17 protein-coding genes are annotated in these 17,134 nt (G+C 63.0%); 7 read left to right on the forward strand and 10 right to left on the reverse strand.

Annotation, left to right across the window (positions count from 1 at the left end):
- The 6 genes from I8N66_RS14535 to I8N66_RS14560 all read left to right on the forward strand — a co-directional run.
- A partial coding sequence (locus I8N66_RS14535; RefSeq protein ID WP_365887297.1) for a nitronate monooxygenase occupies positions 1-1,075 on the forward strand: 1,075 nt, incomplete at its 5' end.
- Between the two features lie 123 nt (positions 1,076-1,198).
- A complete protein-coding gene (locus I8N66_RS14540) occupies positions 1,199-2,131 on the forward strand; it encodes a LysR family transcriptional regulator (RefSeq protein WP_291154683.1) in 933 nt (310 codons plus the stop codon).
- Between the two features lie 143 nt (positions 2,132-2,274).
- On the forward strand, positions 2,275-2,988 hold the full coding sequence (locus I8N66_RS14545) for an SDR family oxidoreductase (RefSeq protein WP_291154685.1): 714 nt from the start codon (positions 2,275-2,277) through the stop codon (positions 2,986-2,988).
- A gap of 128 nt (positions 2,989-3,116) precedes the next feature.
- The gene (locus tag I8N66_RS14550) at positions 3,117-3,356 is read left to right on the forward strand and encodes a 4-oxalocrotonate tautomerase family protein (RefSeq protein ID WP_291154687.1); all 240 of its coding nucleotides are present in this window, start codon (positions 3,117-3,119) and stop codon (positions 3,354-3,356) included.
- 232 nt (positions 3,357-3,588) lie between these two features.
- On the forward strand, positions 3,589-4,329 hold the full coding sequence (locus tag I8N66_RS14555) for a response regulator (protein ID WP_223728807.1): 741 nt from the start codon (positions 3,589-3,591) through the stop codon (positions 4,327-4,329).
- Positions 4,326-5,660: a HAMP domain-containing sensor histidine kinase gene (locus tag I8N66_RS14560; RefSeq protein ID WP_291154690.1), complete on the forward strand. Its 1,335-nt coding sequence runs from the start codon at positions 4,326-4,328 to the stop codon at positions 5,658-5,660. The genes I8N66_RS14555 and I8N66_RS14560 overlap by 4 nt, the downstream gene beginning before the upstream one ends.
- Positions 5,661-5,801: 141 nt before the next feature.
- Here the strand turns inward: I8N66_RS14560 and I8N66_RS14565 are convergent, their stop codons facing one another.
- The 10 genes from I8N66_RS14565 to I8N66_RS14610 all read right to left on the reverse strand — a co-directional run bounded on the left by I8N66_RS14565 (position 5,802) and on the right by I8N66_RS14610 (position 16,317).
- Entirely contained in the window at positions 5,802-6,218 is a 417-nt protein-coding gene (locus I8N66_RS14565) for an organic hydroperoxide resistance protein (RefSeq protein ID WP_291154692.1), read from the reverse strand.
- A 312-nt stretch (positions 6,219-6,530) separates the two neighbouring features.
- Positions 6,531-7,583, reverse strand: coding sequence for an alpha/beta hydrolase (locus I8N66_RS14570; RefSeq protein ID WP_291154694.1), 1,053 nt, complete (start codon positions 7,581-7,583; stop codon positions 6,531-6,533).
- A 161-nt stretch (positions 7,584-7,744) separates the two neighbouring features.
- A complete protein-coding gene (locus I8N66_RS14575) occupies positions 7,745-8,686 on the reverse strand; it encodes a GlxA family transcriptional regulator (RefSeq protein WP_113535087.1) in 942 nt (313 codons plus the stop codon).
- A gap of 78 nt (positions 8,687-8,764) precedes the next feature.
- On the reverse strand, positions 8,765-9,403 hold the full coding sequence (locus I8N66_RS14580; RefSeq protein ID WP_291154697.1) for a VOC family protein: 639 nt from the start codon (positions 9,401-9,403) through the stop codon (positions 8,765-8,767).
- Positions 9,404-9,456: 53 nt separating this feature from the next.
- Complete coding sequence (locus I8N66_RS14585; RefSeq protein WP_291154699.1) at positions 9,457-10,800, reverse strand: epoxide hydrolase family protein; 1,344 nt, start codon at positions 10,798-10,800, stop codon at positions 9,457-9,459.
- An 85-nt stretch (positions 10,801-10,885) separates the two neighbouring features.
- Entirely contained in the window at positions 10,886-11,686 is an 801-nt protein-coding gene (locus tag I8N66_RS14590; protein WP_113535235.1) for an SDR family oxidoreductase, read from the reverse strand.
- A 352-nt stretch (positions 11,687-12,038) separates the two neighbouring features.
- Positions 12,039-13,364, reverse strand: coding sequence for an acetamidase/formamidase family protein (locus I8N66_RS14595; RefSeq protein ID WP_291154702.1), 1,326 nt, complete (start codon positions 13,362-13,364; stop codon positions 12,039-12,041).
- A gap of 63 nt (positions 13,365-13,427) precedes the next feature.
- Positions 13,428-13,622: a hypothetical protein gene (locus I8N66_RS14600; RefSeq protein ID WP_113535091.1), complete on the reverse strand. Its 195-nt coding sequence runs from the start codon at positions 13,620-13,622 to the stop codon at positions 13,428-13,430.
- Positions 13,623-13,803: 181 nt separating this feature from the next.
- Positions 13,804-14,538: a peptide-methionine (S)-S-oxide reductase MsrA gene (gene msrA, locus I8N66_RS14605; protein WP_291154705.1), complete on the reverse strand. Its 735-nt coding sequence runs from the start codon at positions 14,536-14,538 to the stop codon at positions 13,804-13,806.
- Positions 14,539-14,547: 9 nt separating this feature from the next.
- Positions 14,548-16,317, reverse strand: coding sequence for a cytochrome c biogenesis protein DipZ (locus I8N66_RS14610; RefSeq protein WP_291154706.1), 1,770 nt, complete (start codon positions 16,315-16,317; stop codon positions 14,548-14,550).
- 225 nt (positions 16,318-16,542) lie between these two features.
- On the opposite strand from I8N66_RS14610, the gene I8N66_RS14615 reads away from it, so the two are divergent.
- On the forward strand, positions 16,543-17,134 hold a 592-nt coding region (locus I8N66_RS14615; protein ID WP_291154708.1), incomplete at its 3' end, for an ABC transporter substrate-binding protein.

Genomic DNA, 17,134 nt, shown 5'->3' on the forward strand with positions numbered 1-17,134 from the left:
CGGCTCCTCCGGTGCGATCCTTTCCTACATCATGTGCAAGGGCATGAACCGCGATCCCCTGGCGAAACTTGGCCTGAAATACCCGTTGGTCGTCGCGCCGATGGCCGGCGGCCCCTCATCGCCGGAACTCGTCATAGCGTCGTCGCAAGCCGGAGCGCTGGGCTCGGTCGGCGCCGCCTACTCAAACCCGGCCGCCATCACTGGGTTCGTCGAAAAGGTCCGCGCGCACACCGACCGTCCGTTCGCGATCAACCTCTTCATCCAGCACCCTGAACCGCAGGTCGACGCTTCAATGATCGAGCGCGCGGTGGCGGCGACGGCTAAGTATCGCACCGAACTGGATCTGCCGGAGCCGTCGTTTTCAGCACCCTACGAAGAGGACTTCGATCAGCAATTCGATGCCGTGCTGCAAGCAAAGCCGGAAGTCCTCAGCTTCGTCTTCGGCGTATTGCGCGCCGAGCATGTGCGGGCCGCGCGCAAGGCAGGGATGCTGATCGTTGGCACGGCGACGACACCGGAGGAGGCACAGGCACTCGAAGAGAGCGGCGTCGATGCAATCACCCTCCTGGGTTTTGAGGCCGGCGGGCACCGCGGTATCTTCGACCCGAGCGCCGCGGATCCCGAACTCGGTCTTGCGGATCTGTTGGCGCAAAGTCTTCGGAAGGTGAAGGTTCCGTTGATTGCGGCTGGCGGCATCATGACCGCCGCCGATATCCGTTCGGCGCTCGCCATGGGCGCCAGCGCCGTCCAGATGGGGACGGCCTTTCTTTCGACCACCGAGGCCGGAACCTCGGCACCCTATCGCACTGCCCTCCAAGGCGTGGAACGCACGACGCGCACCACACGCGCCTTCTCCGGGCGGTTTGCCCGCGGCGTCGTGAACCGCTTCATGAACGAGGTGGACGCCGCTGCGGTGATGCCCTTCCCCGCTCAGAACAAGTTCACCCGAGACATCAGAGCGGCATCCGCCGCAAAGGGATCGGCAGACTTCCTTTCCCTTTGGGCGGGGACTGGCAGGGGTGAACTTTGGCAGGGCTCGGCGGCCGGCCTGATCGAGAAGCTGTTCGCCGATTGATTGCCATCGTGAAGGATCGTGGTCACGTCCCTCTGACGCGAGAGCCGAGCCTGCCTCTTTACTTCGACCGGAGTGCGGGTGGATGCTTGCCATCTGGCAAGGATCATCGCGAAAGTCGGCAGAATGGATCGTATCGATGCAATGAAAGTTTTCGTGACCGCGGTCGACGAAGGTAGCCTGGCGGCGGCAGCCCGACGGCTGAAGCGATCGCCGACGGCGGTCAGTCGCGCCTTAAACCTGCTCGAAGCTCACGTCGGGGTCGAATTGCTGCACCGAACGACGCGATCGCTGAAGCTCAGCGAAGCCGGCCAGCGCTACGCGGCTGCCTGCCGGCGGGTGCTGATCGATCTCGAAGAGGCCGACATGCTCGCAGGTGGCGAACGTGCTGCCCCTCGCGGAACGCTGACGATCTCCGCGCCGCCGATCGTCGGCGAAGAGGTACTGCGTCCTATCCTCGACGACTTCCTCAATGCCTATCCTGCGGTCTCGGCCCGGCTGCTCCTGCTTGACCGTTTCGTGAACCTCGTCGACGAGGGTGTCGACATCGCGCTGCGCATCGGCCATCTCGCCGACTCTTCGCTGATTTCGACACGGATCGGCGGCGATATCAGGCGCGTCGTCGTCGCCTCGCCCCGTTATCTCGCCAACCACCCGCGGATCGACGAGCCGGCCGATCTCGCCAAGCAGCATATCGTCGCCTTCACCAACTTCGGCCTCGATTCCTGGACATTCACCCCCGCCGAGGGCTCCTTGATCCCCCGCACGGTGCAGTTCACACCGCGATACGTCGTCAACAGCGTACGTGCTGCCGCCGACTCCGCCGTCGCCGGTACAGGCCTCACCCGGCTCTACTCCTATCATGTCGCCCGCCATGTCTGTGACGGACGCCTGAAGATCGTGCTGGCTGATGCGGAGCACCCCGCGATGCCGGTGCATCTTCTTGCGCCGCAGGGCCGCATGTCGGTTCCCAAGGTTCGGGCCTTTGCCGATTTCGCGCTGCCGCGTCTCCGAACCGAGTTCGCACGCATGGCAATGGACGCCGGCGCGTTCGGCTAATTATGCCGATTTTCGGCGAACTGAGCGCCGTATGACATCAATTCTCCCACACATCGGATGGGTCTAAATCTGATTGCACCAACGCCGAGGGCGGAGGACGGGCCAAGCGAAACGCCCGTTGCAATCGAAGAAGGATCACATCCATGAGCAATGAGCAGAAGGTCGCCATCATCACCGGTGCATCGCAGGGTATCGGCGCCGCCCTGGTTCAAGCCTACCGCGATCGCAATTACCGCGTCATCGCCACGTCCCGGTCCATTCGGGAAAGCTCGGACGCCGGCGTCCTCAGTGTCGCCGGCGACATCAGCAAGCCTGAGACTGCCGAGCGGGTCGTTCGCCTGGGTCTGGAACGGTTTGGCCGCATTGACACGCTGGTCAACAATGCCGGCGTTTTCACCGCCAAGCCGTTCACCGAATTCACCCAGGAAGACTACGACCTGAACCTCGGAGTGAACGTCGCCGGTTTCTTCCACATTACCCAGCATGCGGCGCGCGAGATGCTGAAGCAAGGGTCCGGCCATATTGTCAGCATCACCACCAGCCTCGTGAACCAGCCGATTGCCGGTGTTCCGGCGGCCCTCGCATCGATCACCAAGGGTGGGTTGAACTCCGTGACCCAGGCGCTCGCCATTGAATTTGCCAAGACTGGCGTGCGCGTCAATGCCGTCTCGCCGGGCATCATCAAGACCCCGATGCACGCGCCGGAAACACACGCCGCCCTCTCGACGCTGCATCCCGTCGGCCGCATGGGCGAGATCCGCGATATCGTCGACGCCGTCCTCTACCTGGAGGGCGCCGGTTTCGTCACCGGTGAGATCCTGCATGTCGACGGCGGGCAGAACGCCGGGCGCTGGTAGGCAACTGAGGCGCGCAGGGTGGGGTGCAATGACCCCAATTCTGGCCGCCCCCGCGCCTTGCTAGCCATCACACAAGAAGGCGGCACCTGATGGTGCCATCAACATCCAGTTCTGAAGAGGAAACGACAATGCCGATCGTAACAGTTCAGGTGACCCGCGAAGGCACCGCGCCGGGCCGCAAAACAGTCACGGCCGAGGAGAAGGCTGAAATCATCAAAGGCGTGAGCCAGGTCTTGCTCGACGTGCTCAACAAGCCGCTGGAATCCACCTATGTGGTCATCGAGGAAGTCGAACTCGACAACTGGGGCTGGGGCGGCCTGCCGACCGCGCAGTATCGCGCCCAGCTGGCAGCTCAGGCAAGGGGCTGACGCCGCGGACAGGACGTACTTGAAACCCGCCACTTGACAGCAAGCGGCGGGTTTCGTTTGCAAATTTGTGTCGAAATGTATCGGGAGGCGCTTGCTTTACATTCTCATGCAAGTCTGGATGTTGCGAACACACCGAGGACATATCCGAGGTGCCATTGAGGATGCCCTGGGCCTTCGCCGGGTAAAGCCGCCAGGAATGCCAAGACCAAACCGGATTTGAGGAGTTTGCTCGATGGAGCATATCGACCACGTGTTGATTGTCGATGACGACCGCGAAATTCGCGAACTTGTGTCCGGTTACCTCAAGAAGAACGGGTTGCGCGCAACAGCCGTTGCCGACGGGCGACAGATGCGCAGCTTCCTCGAAGGAGATACCGTCGATCTCATTGTGCTCGATGTGATGATGCCGGGCGACGACGGGCTCGTGCTCAGCCGCGAACTGCGCGCCGGCAAACACAAGGCGATCCCGATCATCATGCTGACGGCCCGCAGCGACGAGATGGACCGGATCCTGGGCCTCGAGATGGGTGCCGACGACTATCTTTCCAAGCCGTTCTCCGCGCGCGAACTGCTCGCCCGCATCAAGGCCGTGCTCCGGCGCGCGCGCATGCTGCCGCCGAACCTGCAGATTTCGGAGGCCGGACAGCTGCTGCGCTTTGGTCAGTGGAAGCTCGACACCACCGCCCGGCACCTGATCGACGCGGACGGCACCGTGATCGCGCTCAGCGGCGCCGAGTATCGGCTGCTGAAGGTGTTCATCGACCACCCCCAGCGCGTTCTCAACCGTGACCAGTTGCTCAATCTCACCCAAGGGCGCGAGGCCGAGCTCTTCGATCGGTCGATCGATCTGCTCGTCAGCCGGGTCCGCCAGCGGCTCGGCGATGACGCTCGCGAACCGATCTACATCAAGACGGTGCGCAGCGAGGGTTACGTCTTCTCGGTTCCCATCGAGATCGTGGAGGCACGCGAATGACGCCAAGCGCAGAGGCAAAAGGGATCCGGTTATGGCCGCGCACGCTCAGGGCGCGGCTCTTCGTTATCCTGCTGGCCGGTCTCACCATCGCGCATGTCATGTCGTTCACGGTCCTCTTTTTCGAGCGCTACGTTGCGGCGAAGTCCGTCATGTTCAACACGCTGGAAAACGACATCGCGACGTCGATCGCGATACTCGATCGCCTACCCGCCACCGAGCGCGGCGCCTGGCTCAACCGCCTGAGCCGAGACAACTACGGCTTCATTCTCGGCCCAGGCGTTCCTGGCAACCCGTCACTCGATCCGGCAACCATGGAGCTTTCCGCCAACATCCAGCGCGCGACCGGCCCCCAATACCCGGTCAAGGTGGAGACGGTTCCCGGCGATCGCCGCCACGTGCAGGCGCATCTGACGTTGAGCGACGGGTCGCCACTAACGATCGACGTCTATCCCAAGGGGGTGATGCCCCTGGCCGATTGGTTGCCTTTCGTGCTCGCGGTCCAACTCGGGCTCTTGATTTTGTGCAGTTGGTTTGCGATGCGACAGGCGGTTCGCCCACTCGTCAACCTCGCAGCGGCTGCCGATACGCTTGACCCGAACCGCAATACGCCGCGGCTCAGCGAAACAGGGCCGACCGAGGTTGCCTATGCGGCGAGCGCATTCAATGCGATGCGCGACCGCATCGCCCAGTATCTCGAAGAGCGCGTTCAGATCCTCGCCGCCATTTCCCACGATCTGCAGACGCCGATCACCCGCATGAAGCTACGCGCCGAAATGGCGGACGACTTTGCCGACCGCGACAAGCTGATCCAGGATCTCGGCCAGATCGAAAGCCTGGTCAAGGAAGGCGTCGCCTATGCGCGAAGCGCCCATGGCAATGTCGAAAAGGCGACACGCATCGACCTTTCCTCCTTCGTCGAGAGCCTCGTCTATGACTATCAGGACACCGGCAAGGCGGTGACCGCCAACGGCGCCAATGGCGGCGCGATCATCACCCGCCCTCAGGCGCTCAGACGCATCCTGACCAACCTGGTTGACAACGCGCTCAAGTTCGGCGGCAGCGCCGAGATCGAGGTCAAGCGGCTTGCTGACGACAGCGTGACGATCAAGGTGCTCGACCACGGACCCGGCATACCCGAAGATCAGCTGGATGCAGTCCTCAAACCCTTCGTCCGGCTGGAGGACTCCCGCAACCGCGATACCGGCGGAACGGGCCTCGGTCTTGCCATCGCCCAACAGCTTGCCGCCTCCATCAACGCCTCTCTGACCCTGACCAACCGCACTGGCGGCGGCTTGGTTGCGGAGCTTGCCATTCGTCCTCATCGGGCATGAGGCATAACAAGGCGCCGTCGCTTCACACTCCCGTGCCCGACCCACACCAAACGCGGCCAGACCTCCAATCAAATAAGCGGGGGCCTCATCGGCCGCCGCTTCCGTTTGGTGACGCTATAGGATCCTTCGCAATCGGGCTCTTCAAACGAGATTGATCGTCACATCGATGTTGCCGCGCGTCGCCTTGGAATAGGGGCAGGTCTGGTGCGCGGCATCAACCAGTTGACGTGCCACATCCGCATCGATCCCCGGCAGGCGGACATTGAGCCGCGCCTGCAGGAAGTAACCACCGTCCCGATTGCGCAGGTCCACCTCGGTATCGACGGCAAGGTCTGCGGGGAGTGCAACCTTGCGCTGGCCGGCCGCCAATCCGATTGCGCCGATGAAGCAGGCCGACCAACCGGCAGCGAAGAGCTGCTCCGGGTTTGTGCCCGGCCGCGAACTCCCGGGCGTAGAGAGCTTGACGTCCAGGCGTCCATCGTCGCTCCGAGAGGCGCCGTCGCGGCCGCCGGTCGTGTGGGTCTTGCCGGTGTAGAGTACCTTTTCAGCTTCGCTCATCGTATTCTTCCTTTCGACAGCTGTTCCTTTCGGGCCCGATTGCCCTTTGCGACTGTCGAGACACAGATGGCGCGTCGCAGGTGTATGGGATGTTTCATCAGGGAAGCGGAAATGTGTGGCAGTTTGCCAAGTCGCGAAATGGATACATGATGATACGAAGGCGGCCACGGAGCATGGACCTGCGCGCTTGCGAATGGCTCCAGGGCTCGTCGCACAATGTCGGGCAAGCTCCACACGCCGCGTCAGCACGCAAAAAAGCGCGGGACCGGCGAACCGGAACCCCGCGCCTCCACGCAGGCTGCGGGAGAAGAACTAGAAACGATCGACGTCGACGATCGCCCTGGCGAAGGCCACAGGCGCTTCCTGTGGCAGGTTGTGACCGATGCCGCCGGTGATCAGGCGATGTTCGTACTTGCCGGAGAAGCGCTTGGCATAGGCCGCTGGCTCCGGATGCGGCGCACCATTGGCGTCGCCCTCGAGCGTAATGGTCGGGACAGTGATGGTCGGGAACTGTGCCAGCCGCTTTTCGAGGTCGTCGTACTGTGCTTCACCCTCGGCGAGGCTGAGGCGCCAGCGATAATTGTGGATCGAGATGTCGACGTGGTCGGGGTTCTCGAGCGCTTCGGCGCTTCTGTCGAAGGTGGCGTCGTCGAAGTTCCACTTGGGCGAGGCAAGCTTCCATATCAGCCTGGCGAATTCCTTGTGGTTCTGCTTGTAGCCCTCATACCCACGCTCTGTGGCGAAGTAGAACTGGTACCACCAGGCAAGCTCTGCCTGCGGCGAAAGCGGCTTCCTGTTCACCTCCTGGCTGCCGATGAGATAGCCGCTGACCGAAACCAGCGCCTTGCAGCGTTCGGGCCAGAGCGCGGCGATGATATTGGCAGTGCGCGCGCCCCAGTCGCAGCCGCCGATCACCGCCTTCTCGATCTTGAGCGCGTCCATCAGCGCAATGATATCCTTGGCAATTACCGCCTGCTGGCCATTCCGAGGTGTGTCGGCGGAAAGAAACCGGGTCGTGCCGTAGCCGCGCAGATAGGGAACGATGACACGATAGCCGGCATCTGCCAAAAGCGGCGCCACATCCACATAGGTATGGATGTCATAGGGCCAACCGTGCAGCAGAACGACGACCGGAGCTTCGCTCGCGCCAAGTTCGGCATAACCGACGTTCAGGACACCCGCATCGACCTGCTTGAGGGTGGGGAAGGACTTGTTCGCCCCGGGGGTGATGGCCGGCAGGCGCAGCGTGGCGCTCTCTCCCGATTGCGCTCTGGCAACGCTTGTCGAAGCGAATTGCGCCGCCGCCAGCGAAAGCGCGATTGCGCCGATGAAACGACGCCGTGGATGGTTGATTTCGTCCGACATGGGGTGCCTCCGGTGAACTGAACTACCATCAGAAATGGAGCGCCAGTGTATCCCGGTCGTGTGCGCAGCGACCCCTATTGAAAGCAAGTGTAGAACGGCAGGCCGCCGATACACGGCGATACAATTCTACCAAGGTACTGCAAACCGCGGTGGCGTCCGATTCAGGCGATGCCTTCACGCGCATTGCGGCGGATCGTCTGAGGCGGTTGGCCAAGCGTGCGCAGGAAGGCGCGGCGCATGCGATCGCTGTCGGCAAAGCCGGTTTCCTCGGCGATCACGTCCATGGAATGGCGCCCTTGTTCCATCAACAGGCGCGCCGCCTCTACGCGCAGATGTTCAACGGCCTTTGCCGGCGACTGGCCGGTCTCGGAGCGGAAGGCGCGACTGAACTGGCGCGAACTCAAGCCGGCGGCATCGGCGAGCTCCTCCACCGACAACACATTGCGCAAGTTGGCCTTGGCGTAGTTGACCGATTTCTGGATACGGTCCGACTTTGGATCCAGTTCGAGCAGCGCGGAAAATTGCGACTGGCCTCCGGCGCGCCGGTGATAGACGACGAGCTTGCGCGCGACCTGGCGCGCGACGTCCTCGCCATGATCCTTTTCGATCATCGCCAGCGCCAGATCGATGCTGGCCGTCATGCCGGCGGAGGTCCACACGCTGCCGTCGACGATGAAGATGCGATCTTCCTCGACCCTAATCTCCGGGAAATGCTCTCGGAGCTGACGCGCAAACACCCAATGGGTCGTGGCGCGACGGCCGTCGAGCAGTCCGGATTCTGCAAGGATGAAGGCGCCGGTACAGGGTGCCGCCACCCGCCGCGAGGCTTTGAGTGCATGGCGCGCAAAGGCAACCAACCCCGGCGTAACCGGTTCGATCTGGGTGCCCGCGCCGAACATGACGGTGTCATAGACCGTATCGTCAAAGGCTTTTGTGAGCACACCGAAACCGGCGGACGACTTGATCTCGCCGCCCGCCTCTGACAGCAACTCGATCCCGTAGGCCTGCTCTCCGAGCGTCAGATTGGCGACCTCGAAAGCGGTGACCGCCGCGAACCCCATGAGCTGGAATCGCGGAAAGACGACGTAGCCTATCCTGTGCATGTCTCAACATCCCTGTCTGGAATGATCGCTTATAGCAGATTTCCGCCATGAAGGGAACGCGGCGATCATAGCCGCATCTCATTCGGGAAGCGGTACGCCCGCGTGCTCTGCGACCATGTATGTCGCATACCAGTCCGGCCAGTTGTGATCGTGCTGGCCACCGCTTCGCTTCTCGTGTTCGCCGTGCGCGGCAGCAGCTCGACGCAAGGCAGCCGCAAGATCTGCTGCCGAAGCGAAGTCCGCGACATCGGCGTTCACGCGTCCGGGCAGACGTTCGGTCACCTCCTGGAGCAGCCAGCCGTTGCCATCGGGGTCGCGGAAGGTGGCATAAGAGCGGTAGCTTCGACGCGCGGGGTCGCGGCCGCTGATCGGCGGCTTTCCGGGGCCTTCGCGGTGGAAGACTTCGCCGACCTCAGCACCACGCGCGATAAGCTCGGCGCGCGCTGCTTCGATGTCCGAAACGACGAGATAGAGACCACCGGCGGAGCCGGGCGCAGCCGAGGTCAGCCCAGTGCCAAAGTGGATCGACGCCGGCGAGCCCGGTGGAGTGAACTGAACGACCCGGAACATATCGCCGACTGGAAAATCGGCATCAAGCCGCCAGCCAAGCCGACCGTAAAAACTCTTGGCCCGATCGACATCCGAGACGGGAATGACGGCGACCTCGAACTTCAGATCAACCGATGGGGTTTCGTTGCCGCTACCTACATTTGTCATGACACTTCTCCTTGGTTGGAACGGGCGGGCGCGCCATCGCGCGCCCCTTCCCTTCAGCTCGGTTGACGCAGTGACTTGAACGAGGCCCTCAGCTCATCGACCAGGGCGGACGGTTGCTCCCAGGCTGCAAAGTGCCCCCCCTTGGCGAGGCGATTATAGTGTATGAGCTTGGGGAACGCCTTTTCCGCCCAGGACTTCGGCGCCTGATAAAGCTCATCCGGGAAGGCGCTGACGGCTACCGGAATCTGAATGCCCTTCGGCTGGAAGAAGGCGAGCTTGTTTTCCCAGTAGAGCCGTGCCGAGGAGACGGCCGTGTTGGTCAGCCAGTAGAGCGTGATGTTGTCGAGCACGTCGTCACGGCTCAGCCCTTCCGATTGACCATCGAAGACACGGGCGATCAGCTCGTAGCTGCGGGCGTCATGATCGAGCATCCAGCTTGCAAGGCCGATCGGCGAGTCTTCGATGCCATAAAGCGTCTGAGGACGCTTGCTCATCTCCTGCGCATAGGACAGCCCATTCTTGTAGAAGAAATCGAGCTGGCCATAGGCACGGCGCTCGTCGGCCGAAAGGTTCGACGGTGCCGGAGCGCCGGCGTCCAGGCTCTCCTGGATCTCGGAGGGAACCGTCGCCGGCATGTTGGTGTGGATGCCGAGCAACCCGGCCGGCCGCTGCAACGCCATCTGCTCCGTGACCGCATCACCCCAGTCACCGCCCTGCGCAACATAGTGAGTGTAGCCCAGACGCTGCATCAGCACGGCCCAGGCCTTGGCGATGCGGACCGGGTCCCATCCGAGTTCGTTGGGTTTGCCGGAGAAGCCGTAGCCGGGCAGCGAAGGAATGACGATGTCGAAGGCATCGGCTTCGCTGCCGCCGTGGGCAGTCGGATTGGTCAGGGGATCGATGATCTTCAACTGCTCGATGATCGAGCCCGGCCAGCCGTGGGTGACGATGAGCGGCATCGCGTTCTTGTGCTTGGACCGCACGTGAATGAAATGGATGTCGACGCCGTCGATATTGGTCACGAACTGCGGCAGGTCGTTGAGTTGCTTTTCCACCCGGCGCCAATCGTAGTTCGTCGCCCAATACTGGGCGAGTTTCTGCATGGTGGCGAGCTGAACGCCCTGGGTTCCGTCCTTAACCAGTTCGCGGTCCGGCCACTTGGTCGCGGCGACGCGCTGCTTGAGGTCGGCAAGTGCGGTATCACTGGCACGGAACTGGAAGGGGCGGATGGCTTCGTCGGCCGCCGGCTTTGTGGCGACCGCGATCTGCGTGCCGCCCGCCGAGGAAGCCCCTGCGGCCTCGGTGGCAAGCGGAGGAAGCAGGATCGCGATCGCTCCCGACAGCGCGAAGGCGGCCAAGCGGCTACGCTTGGCATCTGGCAAATAGCGTCTGGACATCATCATTCTCCTGGTTCGGTTGTGGGGGCGATGCCTCAGGCATCGCCAGACAGTTCCGGGTTGGGAGCCCGGTGGAAATCGGGAGCTATCCCCCGATGTTGTAGCGAGCGGCAGGTGCGCTCCTGGAAAGGTTGGGCATGAGTTTCTGGCGAGCCGCCTCGTAGGCCGCCCAGTCACCGGCATCCGGCAGCGCCGGAATGGTGATCACTTCGCCCTGGTCGAGGCCGGCAAGCGCTGCGTCCACCATGTCTTCGGCCCGCATGACGATCTCGCTTGGAACGTGCTCGAGCGGCGTGCCGGCAATGCCCCAGAAATCCGTGGCGGTCGCACCCGGGAGTACGGCCTGAATGCGGACGTTCTTGTCGGCGAACTCCTTCTGCAGCGACAGAGTGAAGGCCAGCACGAAGGCCTTGGTCCCGCCGTAGACGCCGTTCAGAAGCTCGGGCGCAACGCCGACGATGGAGGCGATATTGATGATCGTGCCAGTGCTGCGCGCGGCGAATCCAGGTGCCGCCGCATAGGTCAGCCGCGTCAGTGCGCTGACGTTGAGCGTGATCATCTCCTCCATCTTGTCGACATCGGAGGCAAGCAGGGGCGCGGTGGCGCCGACGCCGGCATTGTTGATCAACACCGTGAGGCTCGCATCGCTCTGAAGGATCTTCTCGACCCGCCTCACATCATCCCTGTTGCCGAGGTCGGCAGCGACGACCTCGATGGCGCGCCCCGTCTCGTCCGCCAGACGGCTGGCGAGACCATTCAGTCGCTCACGGTTGCGGGCAACGAGGATCAGGTCGAAGCCGCGGCGGGCCAGGCGATCGGCGTAGATCGCACCGATGCCGGACGACGCGCCGGTGATCAGTGCCGTACCCTTGGAATTCCTGCTCATTTCAAGCTCCTTTGCCTTGGTGGGAGCCTCGATGGTAAGGCGAAACGGCAATGTCTCAAATGTCATATTTCCTGCATTTCAAGCCATAGATATCGACTGCCGAAGGTCAGGATCGCGTCTGTGCGATGCAATCCAACTTCGCGGTGACCATGCGTGCGCGGTGTATCCGTGATGTGTTCGGGAGCAACGTCTGTGTATCTCAATGTCTGGAGAGCCAGGATTGCGGCAGAGCGATACGATGTGCCCCAGGAGTTCTCCCGCTGCACTGCGACGTCCGCAAAAGAAGACGGGGCCGACATCACGTCGACCCCGCTCTTCATTCGCAATCGGCTCCCTGCAAGACGCAGGCGGCTCAGAGGTTGTAGAGACTGCGTGCAAACGAGCCGATGCCCTTTGCGTCGAGCAGATTGAGCGGAGCGCGGAACGTCACCCGCGCCACGCCCGGGTGGCGACCAATCTCGATGGCACCTGCAATCGTCGCGCGGTTCATCACCTCGGGAACACTGAGGCCGAGCAGTTCTGCCGCCCGTTCCAGCCCGTTCGTCGTCGCATCGTTGAGGTTCGCACCAGTGCCGATGAAGGTCACCGGCGCATCGGCCTCGACATCGCGGACACCGTGCGTGCGCGCAAGTGCTGAAACCCTGGTGCGTTCCGCCTCGTTGAGCGGGCGCGCAAGGAAAGGCACGTCATCCAGCACCGGCAGGAGGATCGGCCCGTCGATCTTGAGCCCCTTGATGACATGAACCTCCAGCGTCACCGTGCCGGCCACGTCGCAGGTATGGCCGGCAATTTCGCCGTCTCCCTGCAGCGCGTGCATGTCGCCCATGTAGATGCCGCCGCCAGGCACCTTGACAGGGCAAATCAGGATCGCGCCTTCCCGCACCGTGTTCACATCCATGTGGCCATCGGTCTTGTGCCTGGCGAGTTCGTCCGCGGTCAGGGAATAGGCATGGGGAGCGTCGGTCAGAAACTGGCCAAAATCGCCGGCATTGTGCGAGTCCGGCATCGCCTTCGACGGCGTCGTGCCCAATTGGCCAAGGAATGGTCTTAGCCTTGTGGCAACCCCGACGAGGTCGGCCGGTGCAAAGGTCAGAATGGGGTGCTGGATCGAGCTGTCCGGCAAGGCCAGCAGCCGTTCCGCATCCGTGGCGAAGGTCTCCGCTATTGCCTTGCCGACGGTCAGCCCCACCTGGCGCTCATCGTCGAAGGCGATCGTGTAGCCGTTGGTGAAGACGAAGGGCGTCGCGTCCGCGCCGCATTTCTCGCAGCGGATCGCAGTCTGGCCGATACCTTCCACGCGCGTACGCGGCCATTCCGTGCCGCAACCCGGGCAAACGGCCGCGCAGAAGGGATCACCGTTGAAGCGTCCCGCCACCACCTCGTCGTTGCCCGAAGCCGTCGCCGCAGAGGTGACGATCAGTGAGCGGATCCGGATAGCGATCGCATCGCCGACTTCAGCGCCCGCAACCGCCACAGGGCGTGTCACCTCATGTCCGCCACGGATCTCCGGCGTGATCATCGGCCCCCAACATCCCGGCGCCGTGTTCGCGATGATGACACCGCCATCAGCGACAGGCCCAAGCATCGGTTCGGTCGGGTCGAGGACCCCGTTGGTCAACTCGTTGACAAATACTGTCCGAGCCCCGCTCGTCTGGCGCTCTCTCGTTTTCTCCAGCATGTCACTTTCCTCCAGGTTGATTGGCATCAAAGGTTCAGGCCGCCCGTCTCGGCGGTACTATCATCAGTTGAAGAATGGATCGGCAAGCTCCTCGTGCGGCGCCTCTTGCAGCAATCCTGCTCCCTGCTCAGCAACCGTTGCTGATCCGGAACCGGAGACGAGTGCGGCAAGAGGCGAGGGCTCGCTCGGGTCGGTATCCCAGGCGCATGGCGCAGCCGCGAGCGCGGCGATGGCGAAAACTGTTGCGAAGATACGCATGGTGGCTCCTTCCGTTGATCATGACCGCAGCGGCGTTTCGCCGCCAAAGGCTCGAAACGTGCTCGCAGCCAGAGTGTCATTTGGGCGTATCGCGGGTGTGTGCAGCCGGCCGCGAAACTGTATCCTTGTGTAAAAGACCGAACTGGCTTGGCCCGCCGGGAGGCCCACGGCTCCTCATCAGCTAAGCAGCACTGTCCGCTACAAGCACGGGCTTCTCGCGAAAGAGGCCCGGGAACAGGCGATGCAGAGCGCCGATCTTCGGTTGCTCGTAGATGACGACATAGGGCTGGCCCGGATTGTTGTAGACGTAATTCTGGTGATAGGCCTCGGCCTGATAGAAAGCCTTGCCGGGCTCGATCGTCGTCGCAATCGACCGGGCGAAGACGTTTGCCGCGTTCAGTTGCGCGATATAGTCGGCGGCAACCTTCGCCTGCTCGTCATTGCGCGGGAAAATTGCGGATCGATATTGTGGTCCACTGTCAGGTCCCTGCCCGCCAAGCTGCGTCGGATCATGGGCGACGGAGAAGTAGATCTCGAGCAACTTGCCGTAGCTCACCTGCTTCGGGTCGAACGTTATTTCCACTGCTTCAGCATGCCCGGTGGTGCCGGTTTCCGTCTGCTCGTAGGTCGCCGTACCTGCGCTGCCGCCCGCGTATCCTGACGTGACACCCGTAACGCCGGCCACATGTTGAAACACGGCCTGCACGCCCCAGAAGCAACCGCCGGCCAACACTGCTGTCTGGCGTCCTTCGGCCGGCGCGATATCGTGAAGTGCCTTCGGCACAGGCTTTGCCTCCTGTGCCGCCGATTGCCCGTTGAGCGCGAAGGTCAATCCACCGCCGACCATGGTCGCGGCGACGACAAGTCGGGTGAAGACGGACCAGGTGCGCCCCCGCTGCTTTTGTTTGTCGCTCATGTCCAACTCTCATCCAAAGGTGAAAACGAAGGCTTCCGCGCCGGGCTCCAGAAAGCGGATTTCGAACGTTCGTTCCCGCGAAGCTCCTGACTGACGCACAAGCTGGTAAAGGCGGGTCACCGTGACGGCGCCTTTGCCACTCTCGTCGATATCGGCACCATGGTCCGCTCCGGGCGCGGCCCCATCGACCGTCACCTGAAATGGGATTGGCTTGCCGCCAGCACCGGCCCCAAGCACCAGGTGCAGGTCGCGGGCCCGGAACCGATAGGTGATACCCCCACCTGCCGCATTGAGGCGCGCCTCTTCGGCGCCGACAGTCCAGTTGCCGGTGAGGCCCCATTCGTTGAGGCGGGGCTCGCCAACGGTGTAGCGCTGGGCGGCGTCGGCCGAAACGCCTTCCGGCGAGACGAAGTGTTCGGCCCGCGCATAGCCGATATAGGTCTCGCCGGAGCCGAGCCGTGCGAGGTCAGGCGCGGCTTCCGCGCCCGCGGCCTTTGGCGCGACGAGCCCGTTTTCGGTCTTCCGCTTTCCCGCCGCCTCCGCCAACAGTTCCTGGATCACGCGCTCGGAACCTTCATAGTCGCCCTCGCCGAAATGGGTGTAACGGACCTGTCCCTCCGCATCGATGAAGTAGTGGGCCGGCCAGTAGTTGTTGGAGAAGGCGCGCCAGATGATGAAATCGTTGTCGATCGCCACCGGATAGTTGATCTTGAAATCGCGCACCGCCTTCTCGACGTTGCCGATCTGCTTCTCGAAGGCGAATTCCGGAGCGTGCACGCCGATGACGACGAGGCCCTGATCCCGGTACTTCTCGGCCCAGGCCCTGACATAGGGGATGGTGCGGATGCAGTTGATGCAGGAATAGGTCCAGAAATCGACAAGGACGACCTTGCCGCGAAGCTCGGCCGGCGTCAGCGGCTTCGAATTCAGCCACTGAACTGCACCGTCAAGCGACGGAAACTGTCCTTCGACCGGAAGGTCGCTGCGATAGGCCGCCTGTCGCGTATCCTTTGCGGCAAGGGTCATACGGGTGCTTGCGACGTCCACGGGCGATGCAGCGCTGCGCAGGCGATCGAGGATCGACTGTTCAACGCCCGACGTGCTCGCATAGGAAAGCTGCGCCAAAAGTCCGGTGTCGAGGCCCAGCGCGATCGCGCCAACGCCGGCAAGCACTGCAACGCCGAGACCTTGGCGGATGCGGTCGCCGATGCCGAGGAAGCGCTTCATCGCCGCGAATACTCTGGCGCCTGCCAAAACAGCGAGCGCCAGCGAGGTCGCAGCACCGGCCGCATATGCGACAAGCAACAGCGTCGTCTGCACATTCGCGCCGTTCAGCGCCGCCCCGGTCAGCACCAGACCGAGCACCGGACCGGCGCAGGGCGCCCAGAGCAAACCGGTCGCAACGCCAAGGAGGATCGAGCCGCCGACGCCGCCCTTCTCCCCGGTCGCCGCCTTCCTCGACAATCGGTTGCCGAGCTCGACGAACGGACCGGTCACAAAGGCGGCAGCCCGAGTCGAGAGCAGTGTCACGCCGAAGACGGCGAGCATCGCGATCGCTGCGTAGCGGCCATAGGCGTTCGCCTGCACCGCCCAGTTGCCGCCGATGGCTGCAAGCGAGGCGATACCTGCAAAGGTCACGATCTTGGCGAGCAGCATCGGGAGAATGCTGGTGGAAAAAGGCTGGCCGGCGCGGGCAAACACGAATGGCAGCACCGGCAGGATGCACGGGCTGACGATCGTCAGCACGCCGGCAAGATAGGCTACAACAAAGAGGATCATCACCGTCTCTCCGCATGGGATCGATGCCCGAGGCACAGATCGCTTGTCACGTGCGGCAGAGGACCATCGCTACGTATCGCGGATGTTTCCGACAGGAGCGGATTTGTATCGCAATGCATCAGGGTGCAGCCCCACCATCGCAAATCACGAAATCAATATATTCCATGAGATATAACGGCATGCCATAGTGCGGCCCGACCGATCCCTCTCGCTATCGTGGCCTCCATGTTGAAATCTCTTGCGATAATCTTTTCCGCCATGCTCGGCCTTGCCTCAGGCGCAGCCGAGGCGCGTACGATCACCGATGCCGCCGGAAGAAAGGTGGAGGTTCCCGATACCATCACCCGCGTGCTTGCCGCCGGTCCGCCGGCCTCGGTGCTCACCTACGTCCTGGCTCCGGACAAACTCGCCGGCTGGGTGCGCGAGCCGACGGAGGAGCAAGAGGCATATCTCATGCCGTCGGTCCGGGACCTGCCGACCTACGGCCAGCTCACGGGCAAGGGCGGCAGCGCCAATGTCGAGGCGGTGCTTGCCGCCAAGCCGGACATCATTCTCGACGTCGGCACCGTCAACGACACCTACCGCTCGCTCGCCGACAAGGTGCAGGCGCAGACCGGCATTCCCTACGTGCTGATCGACGGCCGCTTCGCCGATAGCGGCAAGACGCTGCGTGACGTCGGCGCCCTGCTCGGCGTGACCGAACGCGCCGAGACGCTGGCAACCTATGCCGATCAGCGGATCAAGGACCTGAACGACAGTCTCGCCAAGATACCGGCCGATCAGCGACCGCGCGTCTATTATGGTCGCGGCCCCGAAG

Origin of the sequence: Ensifer sp. SSB1, from assembly GCF_016652895.1 — a bacterium.
GTDB lineage: Bacteria > Pseudomonadota > Alphaproteobacteria > Rhizobiales > Rhizobiaceae > Ensifer.

What these genes read in the sequence shown, in the direction of transcription:
- I8N66_RS14540 (WP_291154683.1), top strand. Translation starts at nt 1,199, where the DNA reads ATGGATCGTATCGATGCAATGAAAGTTTTCGTGACCGCGGTCGACGAA.
- I8N66_RS14595 (WP_291154702.1), bottom strand. Translation starts at nt 13,364, where the DNA reads ATGCTGGAGAAAACGAGAGAGCGCCAGACGAGCGGGGCTCGGACAGTA.
- I8N66_RS14570 (WP_291154694.1), bottom strand. Translation starts at nt 7,583, where the DNA reads ATGTCGGACGAAATCAACCATCCACGGCGTCGTTTCATCGGCGCAATC.
- I8N66_RS14580 (WP_291154697.1), bottom strand. Translation starts at nt 9,403, where the DNA reads ATGACAAATGTAGGTAGCGGCAACGAAACCCCATCGGTTGATCTGAAG.
- I8N66_RS14590 (WP_113535235.1), bottom strand. Translation starts at nt 11,686, where the DNA reads ATGAGCAGGAATTCCAAGGGTACGGCACTGATCACCGGCGCGTCGTCC.
- I8N66_RS14575 (WP_113535087.1), bottom strand. Translation starts at nt 8,686, where the DNA reads ATGCACAGGATAGGCTACGTCGTCTTTCCGCGATTCCAGCTCATGGGG.
- I8N66_RS14555 (WP_223728807.1), top strand. Translation starts at nt 3,589, where the DNA reads ATGGAGCATATCGACCACGTGTTGATTGTCGATGACGACCGCGAAATT.
- I8N66_RS14550 (WP_291154687.1), top strand. Translation starts at nt 3,117, where the DNA reads ATGCCGATCGTAACAGTTCAGGTGACCCGCGAAGGCACCGCGCCGGGC.
- msrA (WP_291154705.1), bottom strand. Translation starts at nt 14,538, where the DNA reads ATGAGCGACAAACAAAAGCAGCGGGGGCGCACCTGGTCCGTCTTCACC.
- I8N66_RS14610 (WP_291154706.1), bottom strand. Translation starts at nt 16,317, where the DNA reads ATGATCCTCTTTGTTGTAGCCTATCTTGCCGGCGTGCTGACGATCGTC.
- I8N66_RS14560 (WP_291154690.1), top strand. Translation starts at nt 4,326, where the DNA reads ATGACGCCAAGCGCAGAGGCAAAAGGGATCCGGTTATGGCCGCGCACG.
- I8N66_RS14600 (WP_113535091.1), bottom strand. Translation starts at nt 13,622, where the DNA reads ATGCGTATCTTCGCAACAGTTTTCGCCATCGCCGCGCTCGCGGCTGCG.
- I8N66_RS14545 (WP_291154685.1), top strand. Translation starts at nt 2,275, where the DNA reads ATGAGCAATGAGCAGAAGGTCGCCATCATCACCGGTGCATCGCAGGGT.
- I8N66_RS14565 (WP_291154692.1), bottom strand. Translation starts at nt 6,218, where the DNA reads ATGAGCGAAGCTGAAAAGGTACTCTACACCGGCAAGACCCACACGACC.
- I8N66_RS14585 (WP_291154699.1), bottom strand. Translation starts at nt 10,800, where the DNA reads ATGTCCAGACGCTATTTGCCAGATGCCAAGCGTAGCCGCTTGGCCGCC.